General features: G+C 64.5%; 16 protein-coding genes. 12 read left to right on the plus strand and 4 right to left on the minus strand.

Going from position 1 to position 20,172, the window contains the following annotated elements:
• Positions 1-47 precede the first annotated feature (47 nt).
• The 11 genes from SH412_RS23255 (at position 48) to SH412_RS23305 (ending at position 14,572) form a co-directional block, all read left to right on the plus strand.
• The gene (locus SH412_RS23255; RefSeq protein ID WP_336520421.1) at positions 48-1,745 is read left to right on the plus strand and encodes an NADH-quinone oxidoreductase subunit G; all 1,698 of its coding nucleotides are present in this window, start codon (positions 48-50) and stop codon (positions 1,743-1,745) included.
• Positions 1,742-2,935 (plus strand): NADH-quinone oxidoreductase subunit NuoH, encoded by a 1,194-nt coding sequence (gene nuoH, locus SH412_RS23260; protein ID WP_336520422.1) that lies wholly within the window; start codon positions 1,742-1,744, stop codon positions 2,933-2,935. The genes SH412_RS23255 and nuoH overlap by 4 nt, the downstream gene beginning before the upstream one ends.
• Positions 2,936-3,034: 99 nt before the next feature.
• On the plus strand, positions 3,035-3,721 hold the full coding sequence (locus tag SH412_RS23265; RefSeq protein WP_336520423.1) for a NuoI/complex I 23 kDa subunit family protein: 687 nt from the start codon (positions 3,035-3,037) through the stop codon (positions 3,719-3,721).
• A gap of 65 nt (positions 3,722-3,786) precedes the next feature.
• The gene (locus SH412_RS23270; RefSeq protein ID WP_336520424.1) at positions 3,787-4,539 is read left to right on the plus strand and encodes an NADH-quinone oxidoreductase subunit J family protein; all 753 of its coding nucleotides are present in this window, start codon (positions 3,787-3,789) and stop codon (positions 4,537-4,539) included.
• Positions 4,536-4,979 carry an NADH-quinone oxidoreductase subunit NuoK gene (gene nuoK / locus SH412_RS23275; protein ID WP_336520425.1) on the plus strand — a complete coding sequence of 148 codons (444 nt, stop codon included), beginning with the start codon at positions 4,536-4,538 and terminating at the stop codon, positions 4,977-4,979. Before SH412_RS23270 ends, nuoK begins: the two co-directional genes overlap by 4 nt.
• A gap of 78 nt (positions 4,980-5,057) precedes the next feature.
• A complete protein-coding gene (gene nuoL / locus SH412_RS23280; protein WP_336520426.1) occupies positions 5,058-7,154 on the plus strand; it encodes an NADH-quinone oxidoreductase subunit L in 2,097 nt (698 codons plus the stop codon).
• A 74-nt stretch (positions 7,155-7,228) separates the two neighbouring features.
• Positions 7,229-8,944 (plus strand): complex I subunit 4 family protein, encoded by a 1,716-nt coding sequence (locus SH412_RS23285; protein WP_336520427.1) that lies wholly within the window; start codon positions 7,229-7,231, stop codon positions 8,942-8,944.
• Entirely contained in the window at positions 8,941-10,440 is a 1,500-nt protein-coding gene (locus tag SH412_RS23290) for an NADH-quinone oxidoreductase subunit N (protein WP_336520428.1), read from the plus strand. Before SH412_RS23285 ends, SH412_RS23290 begins: the two co-directional genes overlap by 4 nt.
• 98 nt (positions 10,441-10,538) lie before the next feature.
• The gene (locus tag SH412_RS23295) at positions 10,539-11,381 is read left to right on the plus strand and encodes a small multi-drug export protein (RefSeq protein ID WP_336520429.1); all 843 of its coding nucleotides are present in this window, start codon (positions 10,539-10,541) and stop codon (positions 11,379-11,381) included.
• A gap of 99 nt (positions 11,382-11,480) precedes the next feature.
• Positions 11,481-13,025, plus strand: a complete 1,545-nt coding sequence (locus SH412_RS23300; RefSeq protein WP_336520430.1) for an outer membrane protein assembly factor BamB family protein — start codon at positions 11,481-11,483, stop codon at positions 13,023-13,025.
• Between the two features lie 17 nt (positions 13,026-13,042).
• On the plus strand, positions 13,043-14,572 hold the full coding sequence (locus tag SH412_RS23305) for a hypothetical protein (RefSeq protein ID WP_336520431.1): 1,530 nt from the start codon (positions 13,043-13,045) through the stop codon (positions 14,570-14,572).
• Here the strand turns inward: SH412_RS23305 and SH412_RS23310 are convergent.
• Complete coding sequence (locus SH412_RS23310; RefSeq protein ID WP_336520432.1) at positions 14,569-15,519, minus strand: hypothetical protein; 951 nt, start codon at positions 15,517-15,519, stop codon at positions 14,569-14,571. The two genes, SH412_RS23305 and SH412_RS23310, sit on opposite strands and share 4 nt — an antisense overlap.
• A gap of 172 nt (positions 15,520-15,691) precedes the next feature.
• Between SH412_RS23310 and SH412_RS23315 the strand changes: the two genes are divergently transcribed.
• Positions 15,692-16,588, plus strand: a complete 897-nt coding sequence (locus SH412_RS23315) for a carbohydrate kinase family protein (RefSeq protein ID WP_336520433.1) — start codon at positions 15,692-15,694, stop codon at positions 16,586-16,588.
• 20 nt (positions 16,589-16,608) lie between these two features.
• Here SH412_RS23315 and SH412_RS23320 read toward each other — a convergent pair whose 3' ends face one another.
• The 3 genes from SH412_RS23320 to SH412_RS23330 all read right to left on the minus strand — a co-directional run bounded on the left by SH412_RS23320 (position 16,609) and on the right by SH412_RS23330 (position 20,163).
• Positions 16,609-17,622, minus strand: a complete 1,014-nt coding sequence (locus SH412_RS23320; protein WP_336520434.1) for a lysylphosphatidylglycerol synthase transmembrane domain-containing protein — start codon at positions 17,620-17,622, stop codon at positions 16,609-16,611.
• A 27-nt stretch (positions 17,623-17,649) separates the two neighbouring features.
• Entirely contained in the window at positions 17,650-19,122 is a 1,473-nt protein-coding gene (locus SH412_RS23325; protein WP_336520435.1) for a PQQ-dependent sugar dehydrogenase, read from the minus strand.
• A gap of 72 nt (positions 19,123-19,194) precedes the next feature.
• Complete coding sequence (locus SH412_RS23330; RefSeq protein ID WP_336520436.1) at positions 19,195-20,163, minus strand: glycoside hydrolase family 17 protein; 969 nt, start codon at positions 20,161-20,163, stop codon at positions 19,195-19,197.
• Between the last annotated feature and the right edge of the window lie 9 nt (positions 20,164-20,172).

Raw genomic sequence — 20,172 nt, forward strand, 5'->3', positions numbered from 1 at the left:
GTGAGAGCTGAAGGACTCAGGGGTTCTGCCTCTGAACTTCAATGGGGATGACGATGCCGACGGTCTATGTAAATGACAAGCCGGTCGAGATCGGGGCCGACGAGAAGCTGAACTGCATCCAGGCCGCGGCCCGCGCCGGGGACACGGTGCCGAGCTATTGCTGGCATCCCGAGCTGTCCGTCGTGGCAAGCTGCCGGATGTGCCTCGTCGAAGTCGGCGACAAGAAGCCGGACGGCTCCGTGGTGATGCAGCCGAAGCTGTTTCCGGGCTGTCAGACGCCGGTCAAGGACGGCACGGTCATCGTTACCGAAAGCGCCAAGGTGAAGGCCGCTCAGGCCGGCACGCTGGAGTACCTGCTGCTCAATCACCCGCTGGACTGCCCGGTCTGCGATCAGGCCGGTGAATGCGGGCTGCAGGATTACAGCTTCAAGTACGGTCGCGGCTACAGCCGGCTCAACGAGCCGAAGAACATCAAGCCCGACAAGGACTACATCGGCGATCAGATCACGCTGTTTACCGACCGCTGCATCATGTGTACGCGGTGCGTCCGGTTCACGCGGGAGATCAGCGGCACGGCCGAGCTGCAGGTGACGGCCCGCGGCTCGGAAGAAGAAATCGACATTTTTCCGGGCCAGCCGTGTAATAACAAGCTGGCCGGCAACGTGGTTGATCTCTGCCCGGTCGGCGCGCTCTGCAGCAAGGACTTCCTCTACGAGCAGCGCGTGTGGTGGCTGCAGACGAAAGACTCCGTCTGCCCCGGTTGCAGCACCGGCTGCAGCATCAAGATCGATCAGAACAAGGACACGCTCTACCGGCTCCGGCCGCGGGAGAACGAGCAGGCCCAGGGGCACTTCATGTGCGACGAGGGTCGGTTCGGCTGGAAGTACATCCACTCCGAACAACGGCTCAAGTCGCCGCTGGTGAAGGCGGGCGGCGAAGCGGCGGTTCCGGCGAGCTGGGAGACGGCCCAACCCGCCGCCCGACAGGCGCTGCAGGAAGCCATCAAGAAGAACGGCAAGAAAGTGGCTGCGGTGATCTCGCCGTGGGCGACGCTCGAAGAGGCGTTCCTGCTGGCGAAGCTGGCCAAGGGTCTTTCGGCGGACGTCACGCTGGCCCTGGGGCCCGTGCGGGTGGTCGGCGAGGACGATCAGTACCCGAAGGGTGTCGATGGCAAGCCGACAAAGCCGGTGCGGTTTACGATCCGGGCGGAGAAGTGTCCGAATCGGGCGGGCGTCGAAGCCGTGCTGAAGCAGTTCCAGGGGAAGGTGATCGGGTTCGACCAGTTTGCCGGCCAGGCGGACAAGGGCGAGTTCGACGCGATCTACGTCCTCGGCGGCGACCCGACAGGCTTCACCGCGGCGGAGGCCGGCAAGCTGGCGAAGGCCAGGCTGCTGATCGTCCAGGATCTCCTGACATCTCCGCTGTCCGAGAAGGCTCAGTACGTGCTGCCGGGAGGCGCGTGGGCCGAGAAGGAAGGAACGTTCGTCAATCACAACGGCCTGGCGCAGGCGATTCACCGGGCCTTGCGGGGTCCGGAGGACGCGCGGCCGGACGGGCGAATTCTGTGGGAGCTTGCCGGGCGGAAGGGGCTGTTCCACGCTCCGACGCTGCGGCAGGAAATTGCGGGCGAAGTGGCGGCTCTGGCGGCCCTGATCGTCGGCGACGTGGGTGAGACAGGCATCTTCTTGAAACACGACGGTGCGGCTGCGGAAGCCCGTCAGCCCGCCGGGAGTGCAGCGCAATGAGCTGGTGGCAAGATCATTGGTTTGAGTTCGTTCTGACGTTCGTGGCGATTCACGTGGCGTTCCTGGGGATCCAGGGGGCCGCGGCGTATCTGATTCTGCTGGAACGCAAGCTGTCCGCGTGGATGCAGGACCGGATCGGTCCGAACCGCGTCGGTTATGCGGGGTTATTTCAGCCGCTGGCGGACGGGGCGAAGTTCCTGCTGAAGGAAGACGTAATTCCGGGGCAGGCGAACAAGTTCCTCTACGTCTTCGCGCCCTGCATCTCGATCCTGACGACGTTTCTGGCGTTTTCGGTGGTGCCGTTCGGGCCGGTCAACAACGCGGCCAACAAGTTTCACTGGATCATCGCTCCGGGCGTGGATCTGGGGATCGTCTTCATCTTTGCGATCTCCAGTCTCGCCGTGTACGCGGTGATCCTGGGGGGTTGGGCGTCGAACAACAAGTACAGCCTGCTGGGGTCGCTGCGGGCGAGCGCCCAGGTGATCAGCTACGAGATTCCGCTGGGGATGTCGGTCGTCGGCATCGCGGTGCTGATGGGAACGATGAACCTGGAAAAGATCCTGATCCAGCAGGCCGAAGCGGGCTTCTGGGGCTGGAACATCTGGTATCAGCCGCTGGCGGCGCTGATCTTCTTCACGGCGGCGCTGGCGGAATCGAACCGGCTGCCGTTCGACCTTGCGGAATGCGAATCGGAGCTGGTCGGCGGTTTCCACACCGAATACAGCGCCATGAAATTTGCGATGTTCTTCCTGGGCGAATACTGCCACGTGATCACCGTCAGCTTCCTGACGATCATCCTGTTCTTCGGCGGCTGGCACTTCCCGTGGATCGCGGAGGCGTCGTCGCTACCCGCGGCCGATGCCTCGTTCGTCGGTTCCTTGATCGGGGCGCTGCCGTACGTGGCGGTGCTTCTGGCGAAAGTCGGCGTGGTGCTGGTGCTGATTCAGATGATCCGCTGGACGATTCCGCGGTTCCGGTTCGACCAGCTGATGGGACTGGCCTGGAAGGGTCTGATTCCGATGGCCACCGTCAACGTGCTGATGGTGATGGTCGTCCGGCAGTTCGAGATCAACTGGTTCTGGCTGTTCCCGATTTCGATGGCGATTTTCGCCGCGGCGGGCCTGGTCTATACACAAGGTGAGCGGAAACCGGCGGTTGCGGCGCTGGCTCCTGCCCACGGGCATCACTGACACCGATCGACACGATTTCGACCGCCGGTCGGGGTCGTACGAGTTACCGAATCCACCAACCGGGAACGGTCCCGGCCTGCGAGAATTGAGGAAGCGATCATGCCGATTGCGTCCAGCGAAGTGGTCTGGGTCGACCAGCCGAAGAAGCTGTCGTTCTGGGAGTCGACGTTCCTGACGTCGCTGCTGGAAGGGCTGCGGATCACGGGGAGCCACGTCACCGACAACAAGACAGTGACGCAGCAGTATCCCGAGGTGAAGCCCGAGCTCCCGCTGCATTACCGGGGCGTGCACCGTCTCAACCGGGACGAAGAGGGCCGGGTGAAATGCGTCGCCTGCATGATGTGCGCGACGGCCTGTCCGGCGCGGTGCATCGAGATCGTCGCGGCCCCGGCGCCCAAGGACGATCCGTTGTGGGCGGGGCGCGACAAGTTTCCGGCCAGCTTCGTGATCGACGAACTCAAGTGCATCTACTGCGGCATGTGCGAAGAAGCCTGCCCGTGCGATGCCATCGAGCTGACTCACATTTATGACCTGACGGGCCAGAGCCGCCAGGAGATGCTGTTCGACAAAGAGAAGCTGCTGGAAGTCTACGACAAAACCAAGGACTGCGCGCTGGATCCGGCCCGGACGCACCGCGGACGCCTGAGCGGATGCTCGGAGTTCGCGTCGCTGCCGACCGTCGGCCCGGCGACCTCGATTCACCCGGAGGACCGGGCATCGCATGCGGCCAGTCCGGGGAAGATCGATCGCTGCGCGCAGCAGCCGGCGCAAGAAGCGGTCCTTTGACGAACCCCGGCGGCACCGGTACAACTTGGGCGGTTTTCTCACAGTAATTCGGGCGGTATCGACCGATGAAATGGATCCTCGAAGAATGGCGGCTCCTGCTGCCGCTGGCCTTGGGCTGGCTGGCGGTGTGGCGGATGCTGCCGCGCGACAAATCCCGATCCCGGATTCTCGGGGGGATTGCGGGCGTGATCGCCCTGGTGATGCTGCAGGGACTCCTCCCTGCGCCGACCGGGCCGTTGATTCAATCCGGCGTCTACTTTGCGTGCGCCGCGCTGGCGGTCGTTTCGGGCGTGCTGATGATCTCGGATCGCGATCCGATCAACGCCGCACTCTGGTTTGCCCTGGCGACGCTGGCCGTGTGCGGCATCTTCATGCTGAATTCGGCCCCGTTCCTCGCTGCCGCGACTGTCGTCGTCTACGCCGGGGCGATCGTGGTGACCTTCCTGTTCGTGATCATGCTGGCTCAGCAGGCGGGGGCCGCCGGCTATGACCGTCGCGCCGCGCAGCCGCTGCTGGCCACTGTCTTCGGCTTCGTGCTGCTGGCCGGCCTGATGCTGGTTCTGCGGGACTGGAAGGCCTTGAAGACTGCCGACGGCGAAGCCGCGCCGGCCATCGTTCAGTTCCTGCCGACGCCCGAAGGGATCGACGCCAATCCGCTGAGCCGGCCAGTCAACGGAGATCTGGGGACGTTGCAAGGGGTCGGGCGATCGCTGTTCGGCGATTATCTGTACGCCGTCGAACTTGCCGGGACGATTCTGCTGATCGCCACGATCGGCGCCATTGCACTTGCGCCGCGTCGTGCACAGGGGACGCTATGACATCCAGTCTGGAAAGCAACCTGGTTCTGGGGGCGATCCTGTTTGTGCTCGGGGCGATCGGGTTTCTGACCCGTCGCAACCTGATCCTGATCATGCTCTCCGCCGAGCTGATGCTGCACGGCGTTTCGATCAATCTGCTGGCGTTCGGCCAGTACCACGGGAATTCGCAGGGGCAGTCGTTCACGGTTTTCGTGCTGACGATCGCCGCCTGCGAAGCGGGCCTGGGGCTGTCGCTGATTCTGGGGATGTACCGGCGGAAGAAGTCGCTGGACGTGAACCTGTGGACGAATCTGGGCGAACCCGATCTGCCGCGGCTGGCTGACGACACGTATCCGCCGGCTCCTGCGGCGCTCGAAGAGCCTCTGCCGCACCTCGCCGTGGCGGGGCGCATGCCGGCCTATCCGACAACCCCGCGTTCGACCTTGCCGACCAAGCCCTGAAGATCGTCAGACGGGCCACGCTGACGGCGGAGAAGTTCTCCGTCGCTCGGGGCCGCCTCTGGCAGGAGAACGATCCTCGTGTTCGAATGGCTTCACAATAACGCCCTCTGGCTGATTCCGGCGGCCCCGCTGCTGGCCAGCTTGTGGATTGTGGTGGTCGGGCAGTTCTGCCATCGGCACAACGCGCACCGACCAGTCATCGTGGCGCTGTCGGTGTCGTTTCTGGCGACGCTCGCCCTCGTCTTCAGCATTGTGCCTCAGACGTTCGCGCACCATGCCGAAGGGGAAGGGGAGCACGCCGCTCAGGCGGCGACCGATCACGCTCACGAAACCGATCATGCTCACGACCACCAGGAAGAGCAGGCCGGCGAGAAGCTGGCGAAGGCTCTAGCTTTCAAGCAGACTCCGACGACTCGTCAGCTCTATCAATGGATCAAGGTCGGCAGCCTCGACGTCAAGATCGGCCTGCAGGCCGATGCGATGACCGCGCTGATGCTGCTGATGGTCACGTCCGTCAGCCTGCTGGTGGCGATCTTCGCGGCCGGGTATATGCAGGGCGATCCCGGCTACCCCCGGTTCTTCGCCGAGATCGCGCTGTTTGTTTTTTCGATGTCGATGCTGGTCCTGGCGGACAACTTCCTGCTGATGTTCGTCTTCTGGGAGGCGGTCGGCCTGTGCAGCTATCTGCTCATCGGCTTCTGGTTCCGGAAGCCGAGCGCGGCGGCGGCAGCGAAGAAGGCGTTCGTGGTCAACCGGATCGGCGACTTCGGCTTTCTGCTGGGGATCTTCCTGATCTGGACCACGTTCGGCACGCTGGAGTTCTCGCAGATTCTGTTCGATCCGCAACTGGTTAAAGAAGCGGTGGCGACTCAGCCGGAGATCTTCCTGCCGATCTGCCTGCTGCTGTTTCTCGGTGCGGTCGGCAAGTCGGCTCAGTTCCCGCTGCACGTCTGGTTGCCGGACGCGATGGAAGGCCCGACCCCCGTCAGCGCCCTGATCCACGCGGCGACGATGGTCACCGCGGGGGTCTACCTCGTGGCCCGCTGCACGCCGTTGTTTGTCCACGCTCCGCTGGCGCAGATGACGGTGGCGGGAATCGGTGCGGCGACGGCCCTGATTGCGGCCATCACCGCCCTCACCCAGTACGACCTCAAACGGGTCCTGGCCTACTCGACCGTCAGCCAGCTCGGCTACATGTTCATGGCGCTGGGCGCCGCCGGGGCCGACGTGGCGCTGGCGACCCACGCGGTGACCTTCGCGATGTTCCACATGTTCACGCATGCCTTCTTCAAAGCGGTCCTGTTCCTCTCGGCGGGGAGCGTGATGCATGCGATGGGGGACGTAATCGACATGCGGGAATTCAGCGGGCTTCGCAAGACCCTGCCGAAGACGCATCTCGCGTACCTCTGCGGTTCGCTGGCCCTCGCCGGTTTCCCGCTTTTCTCGGGTTTCTGGAGCAAGGACGAGATCCTCGCCATCCTGCACCAGGCCAGTCAGGTGGGCGAGCACAAGACGTTCTACCTGGCGGTGCTGGCGGTTTCGCTGCTGACCGCGCTGCTGACGGCGTTCTACACGTTCCGTGCGTACTTCCTGACGTTCTCGGGGCCGGAGCGGTTCCCCGCGGCCTGCCATCACCCGCACGAATCGCCGTCGATCATGACGATTCCGCTGTATGTCCTGGCGGCCGGGGCGGTGGGCATCGGCTTTCTGGCGGGACCGGCGACGCACTGGTACGGGCACTACCTCGAGAATTCGCCGGTGCTGGGGCATGCCGAGCCGCACGCCGCCAACGTCACGATGATGGTGCTGAGCACCGTGCTGGCTCTCGTGGGGATTTTTGTGGCCTGGTCGATGTACGGCAAGACGGATCGCGTCCCGTACACGAGCGATGTGATGCATGGACCGGCCTACAACGCGTCGCTCAAGGGGCTCTATTTCGACGAGCTGTATCTGGCGTTTGTGGTGCGACCGATCCGCGCGCTGGCGGAACTGTCGGAGCTGATCGATCGTCTGGTCATCGACAAACTGGTCGACGCGGTCGGCTTCATTCCGATCGTGCTCGGCAGCATCCTGCGGCCGATTCAGGGAGGCTTCGTGCAGTCCTATGCATTGATCATGCTCGTGGGACTGGCGTTCTGCCTGGTCGGCGTATTGAGAGCCTTGGCCGCGATGTGACGGTCGTGACGGACCGGGGCGACCTATCTGAGGGGGTCGGCGAAGTGACCTCCCTTTCCTGTTGAGTGAAAAGCATGACCAGCCTGGTGTTAACGATGATCGCTCTGCCCGCCGTGGCGGCGATCACGATGTTGCTGCTGGATCCGAAAGCGCCGCCGTCCCGCGCGCGGTGGACGGCGCTGCTGGCCACGGTGGCCACGTTCCTGGTGTCGTGGGGCGTGGCCGCGCAGTTCTATCAGTTGCCGGCCAAGGTCGTCGACGGCCGGGCGCCGGTCAGCCCCCGCTTCGAACACCGCTTCACCTGGCTGTCGCTCGATGCCCCGAAGCTCGAGGTCACAACGACATCCGAGGGAGTGACGGACGAAATTGTCGCCGTCGACCCGGGGCTGCGAATCGAGTTCTACCTGGGACTGGACGGCATCAGCCTCGCGATGATCGTGCTGACGACGATCTTGACGATTTCCAGCGTGCTGGTTTCGTGGACTTCCGTCCAGACGCGTGCCGCCGAGTTTTACGCCTGCCTGCTGATTCTGGAATCGGGGCTGCTGGGAGTCTTCTGTTCCTTCGACCTGGTGATGTTCTACGTCTTCTTCGAGTTCACCCTGCTGCCGCTCTTCTTCCTGGTCGGCATCTGGGGTGGGCCGTTGCGTCGCTACGCCGCTGCGAAGTTCTTCGTGTATACGTTGGCCGGGGGATTGATCACGCTGCTGGGACTGGTGGCGCTGGCAATTTCGGTGCACAACGCGACCGGGTTGTCGACGCCGTTCTCGATCCCCGATCTCGCCAAGGCGCTGGTGGAAAAGCCATTGTCGCCGGAGCTGCAGACCGCGTTGTTCCTGGCGATTGCCGCGGGCTTTCTGGTCAAGGTGCCGGTCTTTCCGTTCCATACCTGGTTGCCCCTGGCGCACGTGGAGGCCCCGACCGCCGGTTCGGTGATGCTGGCCGGCGTGCTGCTGAAACTCGGGACCTACGGCTTTCTTCGCCTGGTTCTGCCCATGCTTCCGTATGCATGTCAGCACACCGGCGTGCCGCTGATCGCGACTCTGTCGGTGATCGGGATCATCTACGGTTCCTTCTGCGCCCTGACTCAGAACGACATCAAGAAGCTGGTGGCCTACAGTTCCGTCGCTCACCTCGGCTTCTGCATGCTCGGGATCTTCGCTCTGAACGAGGAGGGGATCGCCGGGGGCGTGCTGCAGATGATCAACCACGGGCTGTCGACCGGGGCGCTCTTCTGCCTGGTCGGCTTCTTCTACGAGCGCTATCACACGCGGCTGGTGAGCGACCTTGGGGGGCTGGCCAATCGGCTGCCGCTGCTCGCCGTCTCAATGCTGTTCATTTCGTTTGCGAGCATCGGGCTCCCCGGACTTAACGGTTTCGTCGGCGAGTTTCTGTCGCTGCTCGGCATGTTCAAGCGGGAAGCGTTCATGGCCGCCCTCGGGACGATGGGCGTGGTGCTGGGAGCGTGGTACCTGCTCGGTATGCTCCAGTCGGCGTTCTTCGGGCCGCTCAAAGAGCCGCACCTGCACGGTCACGACGACGAGCTGACGCAGATCACCGATCTGAATATTCGCGAGGTGGCGACGATCGCTCCGCTAGCGGCCTTGTGTCTGTGGATCGGTCTGTTTCCCCAGCCGCTGCTGGACCTGATCGGTCCGGACGTGGATGCGCTGTCCCAGCAGTATACGGTCTCGCAAATGGCTTACCCGCAGGGTGAAGCCGAAGAGGGGGCCGCCGGGGCGATGATGGGAGTGCCAATGGGAATGCCTGCCGGGGAGGGTCGTCCGTGAGCGAAGCAATCCAGCAACTGAATCTTGCCGCGAAGCTGGTGCTGCCGGACATCGTCCTGCTGGCGACGGTCTGCGTGATGTTCTTCGCCGCTCCGTTCCTCGTGAGCGACCGGGGCGAAGCGCAGCCGGGTCTCCGCCATCGGTGGGGCTGGTTGTCGCTGATCGGTCTGCTGTTCGCCGGCTGGCTGTGGTGGACGAGCACCCCCGTCGAAGTGGGGACTGGTCCCTTCCGTCTCGATCCGCTGGCCTGGTACATCCGGGGGCTGTCATTGTGCTCCGGGTTGATTCTGGTGCTGGTCAACTGGAATCAGGCGGATGATTCGCGGTCGGCGGAGAGCCAGGCGTGCCTGCTGGCGATCATCGCGGGGGTCAACCTCGTGGCGGCGGCCAACGACCTGGTGATGCTCTTCCTGGCGCTGGAGCTGATCAGCATCCCGACGTACCTCTACCTGCTGCTGCCGAAGAAAGACGCCGCGGGACAGGAGGCGACGCTCAAGTACTTCCTGCTCAGCCTGTTTTCCTCGGCGGTTCTGCTGTTCGGGCTGAGCTATCTGTATGGAGTGACCGGCACCACGAATCTGGAAGCAATTTATGCGGCGCTGGCCGCGGGTAAGACGGGGCCGATGCCGGCGCTGCTGGCCGTTGTCGCCGTCATGGCGGTCGCGGGACTGGGCTTCCGGCTGACGGCGGTGCCGTTCCACTTCTATGCGCCGGACGTATTTCAGGGGGCGCCGCTGTCGGGGGCGGCGATGCTGAGCTACGTTCCGAAGATCGCGGGCTTCGTCGCGCTGCTGCGACTGGCGCTGTCGCCGGCCGGTGCGGCCGTTGCCAACGAATGGACGCTGAGCGGCGTCGCCAGCCCGATGCTGTGGTGGATCGCAGTCCTGACGATGTTTGTCGGGAATCTGCTGGCGCTGCTGCAGAACGACATTCGACGCCTGCTGGCGTTTTCGAGCGTGTCGCATGCGGGTTACATGCTGATCGGGCTGATCGTCGGGGAATCGACGACGTCGCATGTCGACGGCATCGAGGCGCTGTTGTTTTATCTGGCCGTTTACGGCGCGATGACGGTGGGCGTCTTTGCGGCGCTGGGGGCGCTGAGCACCAGCGACCGGAAGATCGAGACGCTGGACGACCTGGCCGGCTTGAGCCGGACGAATGCCGGCATCGCCCTGATGCTGGCGGTCTTTTTCTTCAGCCTGACGGGGCTGCCGCCGACGGCGGGATTCCTGGCCAAGCTGAACCTGTTCTATGCGGCATGGTCGCAGGGGACGGAGTCCGCGCACTGGCTGGCGATCTGGCTGGCGGTGAACGCGGCGATCGGCGCCTGGTACTACCTGAAAGTGATCGGGGTGATGTACCTGCGGGATCCGGTTCATACGGAGCATGCTCCGAGCCCGACTCCCGCGGTGATCGCGGTGGGGCTGTGCTGTGCGGCGACGCTGGCGCTGTTCTTTGCTCCGAACTGGCTGTGGCTGGCGCTGCAGAACGTGTAGTCTGAAGAGTCGCCCGCCTGGCGGGGCGACAGGCTTCCGCGCGGAACTATCGACTGTTTTGAGTAACCAGGCGGGAGCACCGCTTTCGAGTGGCGGACATGCAGCCCATTCCGGTTGATTCTGTTGCGGAAGCCGCAGGAGCGTCGCCGACGCGTGCCGAAGACGCCGATCACGCGCGGAAACAGCAACTGCTGGATGCGTTCCATCAGTTCGAGAAGAGCTTCAAGCAGCGCTTTCCAGTCGTGTGGTGGGGGACCCTGATCGGTCCGTGGCTGGTGACGTTTTTCGTGGCAGTCGCGATTTACCTGCTCGCCGGAGCGAGGTTCTTCTGGCAGATGCTGACGGCGTCGGCCGTTGCCTTCTTTTTTGCGGGCCGCTTCGCGATCCCGCTGGACGCCGTGGCCAATCTGAAGGGGCTCGATCTGCTGGAGCCCTGGCACATGTTCTGGATGGTCACCTACCAGGACGTGATGGTCGCGCTGTTCATGGCCTTCCACGTCGGCTTTCTGTTCAAGCTGCCGAAGATCGGCCCGAAGATCGCGGAACTGACCGTCGACGGAGAGATGATTCTGTCGCTGCAGCCGTGGATGCGCAAAGCGACGTTCTTCGGTCTGATCGCCTTCATCGCGTTTCCCCTGGCGGCGACCGGCAGCGTCGGCGGTGCGATTTTCGGCCGGCTGCTGGGACTGAGCCGCTGGGCCACCTTCTGGGGCAGCGTCATCGGGGCCGTCATCGGCAACGGAGCCATGTTGTACCTGTCGAAAGTCATGCTGGCGCTGTTTCCCGAAAACTCGCTGCTGGTCAAGCTCGGCGGCCCCGCGATCATCGTGGTCATCATTGTCATGCTGGAGCGACGGTATCGGGCGATGAAGCGGCAGTTCCTCGAAGTCCGCGAATTGCACGCGGAAGAGCACGCCGCCGCTCAGCGAAATGCGGACTGAGACTTCGCTGAGACGAAGCCACTCTTGCGTTTCGCGTCCGGGTCCGGCAGGTTGTTATCCGGTCGCGCGGGCGAATGAGACGTCGAGAGAAAGCTTCCCATGCAAGATCTGGTCTGTCGGGCAGGAGTGACGGGACGCGCGGGGCTGGTCTGGACCGTCCTGCTCGTGCTGACAGGTTGCGGCGTGTCGGCCGCCGGCAAGGGGCCGTCGGACGCCTCAGACGGGGACGACGCCGAAAAGCAGGCGGTCGCTCAAGCACCGTCGCAGGTGGCGGCGGCCCGATCGGCAGCGGACAAGCGTGCCGGCGAAGACTGGCCGAAGTTTCTCGGCCCGCAGGAGACCGGGGTCTCCCGAGAAACCGGCCTGCTGAAGACCTGGCCGGTCGAGGGACCGCCGCTCGTCTGGAGCCGGAAGATCGGCACCGGCTACGCGGCGCCCTCCGTGCTCGGCAACCGGTTGGTCGTGCATCATCGGCCGCGCGAACTGGAGATCGTCGAGTGCCTCGACGCCGCCACGGGGGAAACCTTCTGGAAGCACGAGTATCCGTCGGACTTTGAAGATCCTTACGGCTACAACAACGGCTCGCGCTGCGCGCCGCTCCTGACGGAGACCCGCTGCTACACGTTTGGTCCGCAGGGGATGCTGATTTGTCTGGAACTGGAAACCGGCAAGGTCGTCTGGGAACACGACACCGCCAGCCGATGGAAGATTCCGACGAACTTCTTCGGCGCCGGCTGCACGCCGATCCTGGAAGGAAATCTGCTGATCGTCCTGGTCGGCGGGCAGCCCGATTCGGGCGTGGTCGCGTTCGATGCGGAGTCGGGCAAGGTCGTCTGGGAGTCGGTCGGCAAGAAGACCTGGGACGGCGTCGAAATGTGGAATACGGGTCGCAAGCTCAAGTGGTCCGATTCGGAGAAGCTGGTCAGCTATTCGTCGCCGATCGTCGCCACGATCCACGGCGAGCGACATCTGCTCTGCCTGGTGCGACAGGGGCTGGTGTCGCTCGATCCGAAAAGCGGCGAAGTTCGATTCAAATACTGGTTCCGGTCGAGGCTGAACGACTCCGTCAATGCGGCCCGCCCGGTCGTGGTCGACGATCAGATCTTTCTGACTGCGGCCTACGATACCGGCGCGGCGCTGCTCAAGGTCCATGCCGACAGCGCCGGCTACGACGTCGTCTGGAGCAACGCGGCCGGGATGTCCTGCCACTGGTCGACCCCGATCTACAAGGACGGCCACGTCTACGGTTTCAGCGGCCGGCACGAGCAGGAGGCGATGTTCCAGTGCGTGGAGCTCCAGACGGGCAAGCTTGTGTGGGAAACGAACGGCTGGACCCGTCCGCAGGACGATCTCGATCAGGATCCGAATTCGGGCAGGATCATTGATGCGAAGACCAAGAAGGTGATTCCCTGGCCGTTCTTCGGACGCGGGTCGAAGATCCTGGTCGGCGACCGGTTCATCGTTCTGGGAGAGCGCGGCACTCTGGCGCTGGTCAATGCGTCGTCGGACAAGTTCGAAGAGCTGGCCCGGCTCTCCGCTCCGAAGCTCAAATACCCTTGCTGGGCGGCCCCGGTCCTGTCGCGCGGCCGGCTGTTTCTGCGGGCTGAGGACAACCTGATCTGCCTGGATCTCAAGGCGCAGTAGTCGATGCGGAGTGCGCGATGACGCAGGGCGCCAGTCCGCCGGCGACGGTCCAACGGGTCCTGCTGCCCCTGTGGCTGCGGATCGTGCTCGTCGCCGTGGCGGCCAATTTGCTGCGACTTGCCGCCAGCCTGGACGACTTCTGGCTGGATGAAATCTGGAGCTGGGGACTGGTGCGCGAGCAGGTGCAGCATCCGCTCGACATCCTGCTGGCCCTGCGTCACGACAACAACCACCTGCTGACCTCCTGGTGGATTTACACGCTCGGGCCGGATGTCGACTGGCGCTGGTATCGGCTCCCGTCGGCGCTGCTGGGGAGCGCCACGGTGCTGCTGGCGCGGCGAGCCGTCGTGCGAGATGGGATTCCCGCCGTGCGGGCTGTCACGCTGTTGACGGTCCCCTCCTATCTGCTGATTCACTACACCTCGGAAGCCCGCGGCTATGCGGGCATGATGTTCGCCGTGGCAGCTTGCCTGGTTCTGCTGCAGCGGCTCCTGCCTCCCGGACGGGGAGAGGCGCCGATGGAGCGAGCCTCCGGCGGGCGTCGCAGCTTCGATCTGGGCCTGTTCTGGCTGAGCGCGATGTTCGGCTGCCTGGCCCATGCGACCTTCTACTATGCCTTCGTCGCGCTGGGACTGTGGGCCTGCTACCGGCTGCTGACGTCCCGCACCAGGTGGCTCGCCAAGATCACGGAGCTGCTCTCGCTGTTTGTTATACCGGGCCTGTTTGGGCTGATCCTGTGGCTGGTCAGCTACTCGCAGTTGCAGATCGGCGGCGGCGATATTCAGAATCCCTGGCTGGTTGGTGCGGCGACGGCTTCTCTGCTGCTTGGCGGGCCGTCGGCCGGTGAAGGGATTCTGCTGGGCGCGCTGCTGCTGGCGATCCTGATCGGCACTGAGATCGTCGTGCTGATCCGCACGGGGGACGATCGCTGGGTGCTGTGGCTGGCGATGCTGATCGTACCGGCGTTGCTGATCGCCGTGCTGGGGCACGAAGTGATCTATCCGCGGTACTTTCTGGCGACGGTCCTGTGTCTGCAGATCGCCCTCGGCAGTCTCCTGGGACGGGCGCTTTCACGCCGCGGGATGCCGCGAATCGTCGCCTGGGGGTCGCTTGCCGCGATCACGCTGGGCAACGGACTGCATCTGCAGACGTTGTATCGAGCGGGACGGGGCCATCCCGCCGCCGTGGTCCGCTGGATGGCGGAGCGCACGTCCGGAGATCAGATCCTCGTCGGCAGCGACAACGCGTTCCGACACGGTCTGGTTCTGGCGTACTACCTGCAGGAGCTGCCGCCCGACAAGACGCTGCTGCACTTCGGAACGGGCCCCTGGCCGCCGGGGGGGCCTGAGTGGCTGCTGCTGCACAATCAGGATCTGGAGTGGGCGCCGGAGCCGGAGCTGCTCGTCGGGGATGGCCTGCGGTTCCGCCTGGAGAAGGTCTTTCCCTATGCGGGGCTCTCGGGCTGGCAGACGGCGGTGTATCGCAGCGTTGCTTTGGAATCGCAGTCGGCTCCCCCGCGAGACGTGGGAGAGAACGGTCCCGCTTAGAATTCGATATCGAACTCCCGCGTCTCCTTGAGCAGCTTTGACGTGACTTTGATGTGGTCCCGGACGAGTTGTGCGGCGCCCGGAATCGTGATGTACGTCGTCACGGCGCCGTCTTCGATCGGCGGAGACGGCTCACCTTTGAAGCTGGTCTTCTTGGTGTATCTGTCGGTCCCCCGGACTTCCGCCGTCAGATCCCGGCTGAGGGGGTAGACCTTGGCCCGCGCCGCCAGGTCGGGCGGCACTCGAATCTGAATCACAATGTTGTAGGGGCGATTGGGTCGCGGGTCCTTCGGTTCCGTCCAGACCGAGAAGCTCCCCTTGGTGATGGCATAAGCCGGCACATTGATGCCGGCGATTTCCGGGAGTCGGCCGCCGGCGCCGGTGTCCGTTTCCTTGCCATCCCCTTCCAGCATGCCGGTAATTTGCTCGGACGGCGTGAAGTCGGCGGCGTTGTTGAGCTGGTCGAGAACGGGGACGAAGTGCAGGGGAGCGGCCTCTTCGCCGGGATCATCGAGCGCCCCCTGCAACTGCACATCGGCGATCATGTCGACGTTGTCGGTGATGAACGCCGAGTTGATGATCATGCCGAAGTCGCCGCCGGTCTGATTGACAACCCAGAGCGACATTCCGAACAGGAGCAGGAGATGCACGACCAGCGAGACCAGAATTCCTCGCGTCCCTTCTCGACCGATCGCTCGCCGCCACCACGATTGCGGAGTCGGCTCGGTCTCCTCCGGGAGCGCCAGCGGGGCCTGCTCGACCCGCGGGCGGGGGCGCAGCCAGCCCGGTCGATAGGGGGCCGGCGGCGCTGATACCTCGACTGGAGGTTCCTCGACGAGCTGCGTCGGCTCCGCCGTCTGGAAGAGAACCTCGTCCGCCGGCGACTCTTTCGGCGAGCCGGCCGGCAGTGGTCCAGTCGATCGCGGGGAACGGACAGGGGTCGTCATGGAGTCGCTTGGGAACGGAAAATCGGGCGCGAACCGGGCGGAACGCCGGCCGGTGCGCCACGGATGGCGTCGTGAGCCCGCTCCTGTAGTATACGTCGACCGGTCGGCGACCTGAACGACAATTTTCCAGCAGCAGAAGTCCTCACCCGTGAATTTCGGAGCGCGGCGCACTATGGAATCCCCGCAAGTCATCGGGCTCGGAGAGCTGCTCTGGGACTGCTTTCCGGATCGACGGCTGCCGGGAGGCGCTCCCGCCAACGTCGCGTTTCACGCTCAGCAGCTCGGGCTGGCCGCAGCGGTCGTCACCCGCGTCGGCGACGACCTGCTGGGCCGGGAATTGCTTGACTTTCTGCAGCGGCAGGGCCTGTCGACGGAGCTCGTTCAGAGAGATCCGTTTCACGGGACCGGGACGGTGACCATCGAGCTTTCGGAAGCGGGTTCTGCCAGCTACGAGTTTCTGAAAGACTCCGCCTGGGACTTTCTGGAAGTCACTCCAGCCCTCGCCTCGGCGTTCCAGCAGGCCTGGGCCGTCTGTTTCGGGACGCTCGGCCAGCGCTGCGAGACATCCCGGCGGACGATTCAGCAGTGCCTGACGCTGGCCGCGCCGGATTGCCTGGTGGTCTACGACATCAATCTCCGGCCGCCGTTCTACGAACGAAGCTGGATCGAACAGTCGCTCGGCCACGCGAAAGTCGTGAAGCTGAACGACGAAGAAGTCGCCGTCCTCGGCCCGCTGCTGGGAGCCGGCCCGCTGTCACCCGCCCAGTTCGGCCGCTGGATTCTCGACCGCTACCCGGCGGAGCTGGTCTGCATTACCCGCGGCGGCGCAGGCTGCCTGGTGATCTCGCGCAGCGAGAGCTGCGACGTGCCCGGCGAGAAAGTCCAGGTGGTCGACACGGTCGGAGCCGGGGACGCCTTCACCGCCGCCCTGATCTGGAGCCGGCTGGAAGGGTGGGAGCTGGCCCGCTCGGCGCGCTTTGCGAATCGCGTGGGAGCGCTGGTCGCGAGCCGGGCGGGGGCGATGCCGGAGTTGGCGGAGGAGTTGCGGGGGTTGAAGGAGGCTCTCTGACCTTCACAAATCTCTGCTCGCTACTCGCTTCCTTTCGATACTCCGCCTGCGTCATTCGACGTTCTGAACCAATAAAGCCCCGCAGCCACCACCAGCTCCGCCACAAACCCCACCAGCCGGGCCAGACCCGCGACCAGCAGCGCCGTTCCCGCGTGCATTCCCGGCTGGCTGAGGAGCACTTCCGCCAGCAGGAACTCGCGAACTCCCAGTCCCCCCGGCGCGACGAGGATCACGAACCCGCCGAACGTCGCCAGCGACGTCGCCAGCAGCCAGAGAGGGAAGTCCGACAGCGCCACCGGCTCGGCGGAGACTCCCTGAATCACGCACCCCAGGCTGGCGCCCTGCACCAGCCAGCCGAGCGAAATGACGGCCAGCCCGCAGACCACCATCCTGGTTGGAATCCCGGGAGCGAAGTCCGTCTGCGAACGGGCGCTCATCGCGCGACCGATGCGGGTAAACAGGGCCGAGCTGAACGGCGTCGTCGCGACCGTCAGCAGGATCACCGCCAGGCTGCTCACCCAGCCCCAGTCCCGTACGAAGTGCAGCCAGGCCGGCGACTTCGACCAGAAGGAATCTCCCGCGGCGAACGGCGCCAGGGCGACGGCGATCATCGCCCCGGCAGCCATCATCACCAGCGTCTCGTAAGTAGCGGTCAGCGCCGCCAGTCCCGGCGGGCAGCCGGCCGGTCTCAGCAGCGAGGCCCGCAGCACCAGCACCATCGCTTTGCCGGGGACGTACTTCCCGAGGTGCCCGATGTAATAGGCCCGGATGGCGTCCCGCCACGGGACCGGGTGCCCGAGTCCCTCCAGCATCACCTTCCAGAACCAGACAGAAGGAAGCCACGCCACCAGATACAGCAGACCCGCCAGGAGCAGCCAGCCGTAGTGCAGCTTGACGTCGGTCGGCGGCGCTTCGCGCCACATCACGACCGCCCGCTGGCCGATGAACGCCAGGACGACCGCGAAGATCGTCCATTTCAGGACTGGCTTCCACCAGCCGGGCCGCCGGGGGCGATGCAACGCGGGCTCTTCCATGACCGGCTCGTCGTGCGTCGGGACGCACTACTCCTTCGGGATTCGGTTCAGCGTGTAGTACGCTTCTTTGTGCAGCAGCGGCAGCCCGCCGGCGGACTTCACGCCCCCCAGCGTCAGTTCGTGAATATGCCCCGCCTGCATACCGTCGATGGTCAAGCGAACGCTCAGGCCATCAGCAGCCACTTTGGCCGCGGTGATTTTCGGGTCGGTGAAATCGACCTCCGGGCTGCCGTACGACGCCTGGTAGATATAGGCGTACGTGATCATCTTGTACGATGAGACGTCTCCCGCTGCTGCCGGATCGACCGGCTCGGTAAACGTCAGTTCGAAGCCGTCGGGTTTGGCGCGCATCTCGTGGATTTCGAACGGCGTCTTCCCGGTCCAGTTGAGCCGTTCGAAGGCGAACGGCTTGCTCCCCCGCGAGCCCCAGCCCCGGTTGGTCCCTCCGACGAACATCGCCCCCTCGGGCGAAAACTCCAGCGGAAGCGTCCCGGAGCCGAAGCCTTCGCGGAACGGGATGCAGGCCCCCTGATAGTGCCCGTCGACCTTTTCCAGGAAGCACCGCATGACCGTGCTGTTGGTCTGATCGCCGACGAACATCTGGTTCTGGAATACGCCGAACTTGCCGCCGGTCGTGTCGCAGGCGATCCCGCTCGCCGACTGCCCCATCTTCTTGTACGGGAACAGAATCACCGGCGGCTCGTACTCGGGGATCTTCGCCGCCTCGGTCATGAACCGGCTCCCCGAATCGGGTTCCTTCGGCTTCTCCCCCATCGCCGCTTTCGCCTCGGGCAGGTCGTACCACTTGTTGCCGGACGGATTCCCCTGGAACGAGCCGGGACGCAGAAACTTGAGGGAACACGTCCCGTTCCACGGCCCCTGGTTGTCGGTGTAGAACATGTCCCCGACCGCGTTCATTCCCATCCCGCCCGGCGAACGGAGCCCGCTGCAGGTCGGGATGCACTTGCCGTCCGGCGTGATCCGCAGCGCCCAGCCGCGATACTTGTTCTCGCTGGTGAACGACCCCGTCAGACACAACGTGACCCAGATGTTCCCGTCGCGATCGAACTTCGATCCGAACGCGTACTCGTGGTAATCGCCGTTGATGTCCCACTCGTCGTTGACGATCTCGAACAGATCAGCCTGGCCGTCGCCGTTGCTGTCCTTGAGCCGGCTGACGTCGCCCCGCTGCGTGGCATATAACCAGCCGTCGCGCCAGGCGAGTCCCAGCACCTCGTGCAGTCCGTGCGCGAAGCGGGTCCACTTCACCTCAGCCGGGTTCTCGGCATAGACGTTGTCGACCAGCCAGATCTCCCCCCGCCGGGTGGAGACGGCCACCTGCCCGTTGGGCAGCGGCTTGATCGCGCCGATTTCAAGGACCGTCCCCTCGGGAGTCGGCAGCGCGGTCAGCTTGTAGTAGTCGTTTTCGACCGGATCGGCGGCCCGGACCGGAGCCACGCTTCCCAGCAGCACGACGCTCAACATCAGATGACGAATCATGGGCAATCTCTCGTAGGGCAGGCTCCCGCCTGCCGCGTTTCGCTGGCAACCACGCTGACGAGCGAGTTCGCTCTACCGGCCCTTCACAGCCTTCCACACTTCGACTGCGGGAAAAGCCTCCCGCCGCTGCGAAAACAGTCCCCAGGACTTCTCAATCTCCAGCTTCGACTCTTCCGACTTCCAAGGCAGATCGAACGCCTCAAAGGCCACGCCGTGATGCGTCCAGGCGTTCCCCGCTCCGCCAATGGTCCCTGCCTTCGTATAAGCGGCCCAGAAAGCCCGCTGCGAATCCGGCGAATACATCGGCTTCCCGGCATGGGGAAACCCGGTCTCCTTCACCAGGACCGGTTTGCCGGTCGCCTTCGCCAGCCGCAACGCCTCCGCATGCACCCACTCGGCCGCCTTGTCGGGCGGAAAATCGGTCCGGTCGAATACCGGATGAATGTTCGGCGCCAGAAAGTCGCCGAACTCCATTACGAAGGGCCGCTCGTAGCCGACCAGCGGCTCGCTCGTCGTCCACGGGATCTGTCCGTCCGCCGGCAACCCGGCTTGCAGACGATGCCGTGCGATCGTCAGATCTTCGGTCTCGTAACGCTGGGACGTCAGCCCCTCGTTGCCGACCAGCACGCCCATCGCAAGCTTGCCGTCGAATTGCCGGACCAGGCTCAGCACGCCGTCGACTTCGTCCGCCGACCGTGGGTCCCACAGCGCCAGCAGGACAGCCCGGTACTTCAGCTCGACCGCCAGATCCAGAATCCGCGGCGTGCAGGCTTCGTGGTAGCCATACAGGACGAGACCGTCGAAAGCCGGCCGGAGCGCCGCCAGATCGGCCTTGATCGAGCTGCTTTTGAGCGCCCGTTGATTGGCCGGATTGCGCGGATCGAGCTCGGAAGGCGTATAGCAGATCAGCGTCGCGCGCTGTACCGGATCGGTCAGGTAGGCAAAGAACGGATTCCGTGCGTCCGTCTGGGCGTGAGCAAGCCCCGGCGACGCGAGGATCGCAAGGAGGACCAGCCCACTCTGCCACAGTAACCGCTGCATCAAGTCGTC

Source organism: Planctellipticum variicoloris (assembly GCF_030622045.1).
In the GTDB taxonomy this organism is placed as follows: domain Bacteria; phylum Planctomycetota; class Planctomycetia; order Planctomycetales; family Planctomycetaceae; genus Planctellipticum; species Planctellipticum variicoloris.

Coding starts and splice junctions, on each gene's coding strand:
- SH412_RS23255 (WP_336520421.1), top strand. CDS start 48: ATGACGATGCCGACGGTCTATGTAAATGACAAGCCGGTCGAGATCGGG.
- nuoH (WP_336520422.1), top strand. CDS start 1,742: ATGAGCTGGTGGCAAGATCATTGGTTTGAGTTCGTTCTGACGTTCGTG.
- SH412_RS23265 (WP_336520423.1), top strand. CDS start 3,035: ATGCCGATTGCGTCCAGCGAAGTGGTCTGGGTCGACCAGCCGAAGAAG.
- SH412_RS23270 (WP_336520424.1), top strand. CDS start 3,787: ATGAAATGGATCCTCGAAGAATGGCGGCTCCTGCTGCCGCTGGCCTTG.
- nuoK (WP_336520425.1), top strand. CDS start 4,536: ATGACATCCAGTCTGGAAAGCAACCTGGTTCTGGGGGCGATCCTGTTT.
- SH412_RS23285 (WP_336520427.1), top strand. CDS start 7,229: ATGACCAGCCTGGTGTTAACGATGATCGCTCTGCCCGCCGTGGCGGCG.
- SH412_RS23295 (WP_336520429.1), top strand. CDS start 10,539: ATGCAGCCCATTCCGGTTGATTCTGTTGCGGAAGCCGCAGGAGCGTCG.
- SH412_RS23300 (WP_336520430.1), top strand. CDS start 11,481: ATGCAAGATCTGGTCTGTCGGGCAGGAGTGACGGGACGCGCGGGGCTG.
- SH412_RS23305 (WP_336520431.1), top strand. CDS start 13,043: ATGACGCAGGGCGCCAGTCCGCCGGCGACGGTCCAACGGGTCCTGCTG.
- SH412_RS23310 (WP_336520432.1), bottom strand. CDS start 15,519: ATGACGACCCCTGTCCGTTCCCCGCGATCGACTGGACCACTGCCGGCC.
- SH412_RS23315 (WP_336520433.1), top strand. CDS start 15,692: ATGGAATCCCCGCAAGTCATCGGGCTCGGAGAGCTGCTCTGGGACTGC.
- SH412_RS23320 (WP_336520434.1), bottom strand. CDS start 17,622: ATGGAAGAGCCCGCGTTGCATCGCCCCCGGCGGCCCGGCTGGTGGAAG.
- SH412_RS23325 (WP_336520435.1), bottom strand. CDS start 19,122: ATGATTCGTCATCTGATGTTGAGCGTCGTGCTGCTGGGAAGCGTGGCT.
- SH412_RS23330 (WP_336520436.1), bottom strand. CDS start 20,163: ATGCAGCGGTTACTGTGGCAGAGTGGGCTGGTCCTCCTTGCGATCCTC.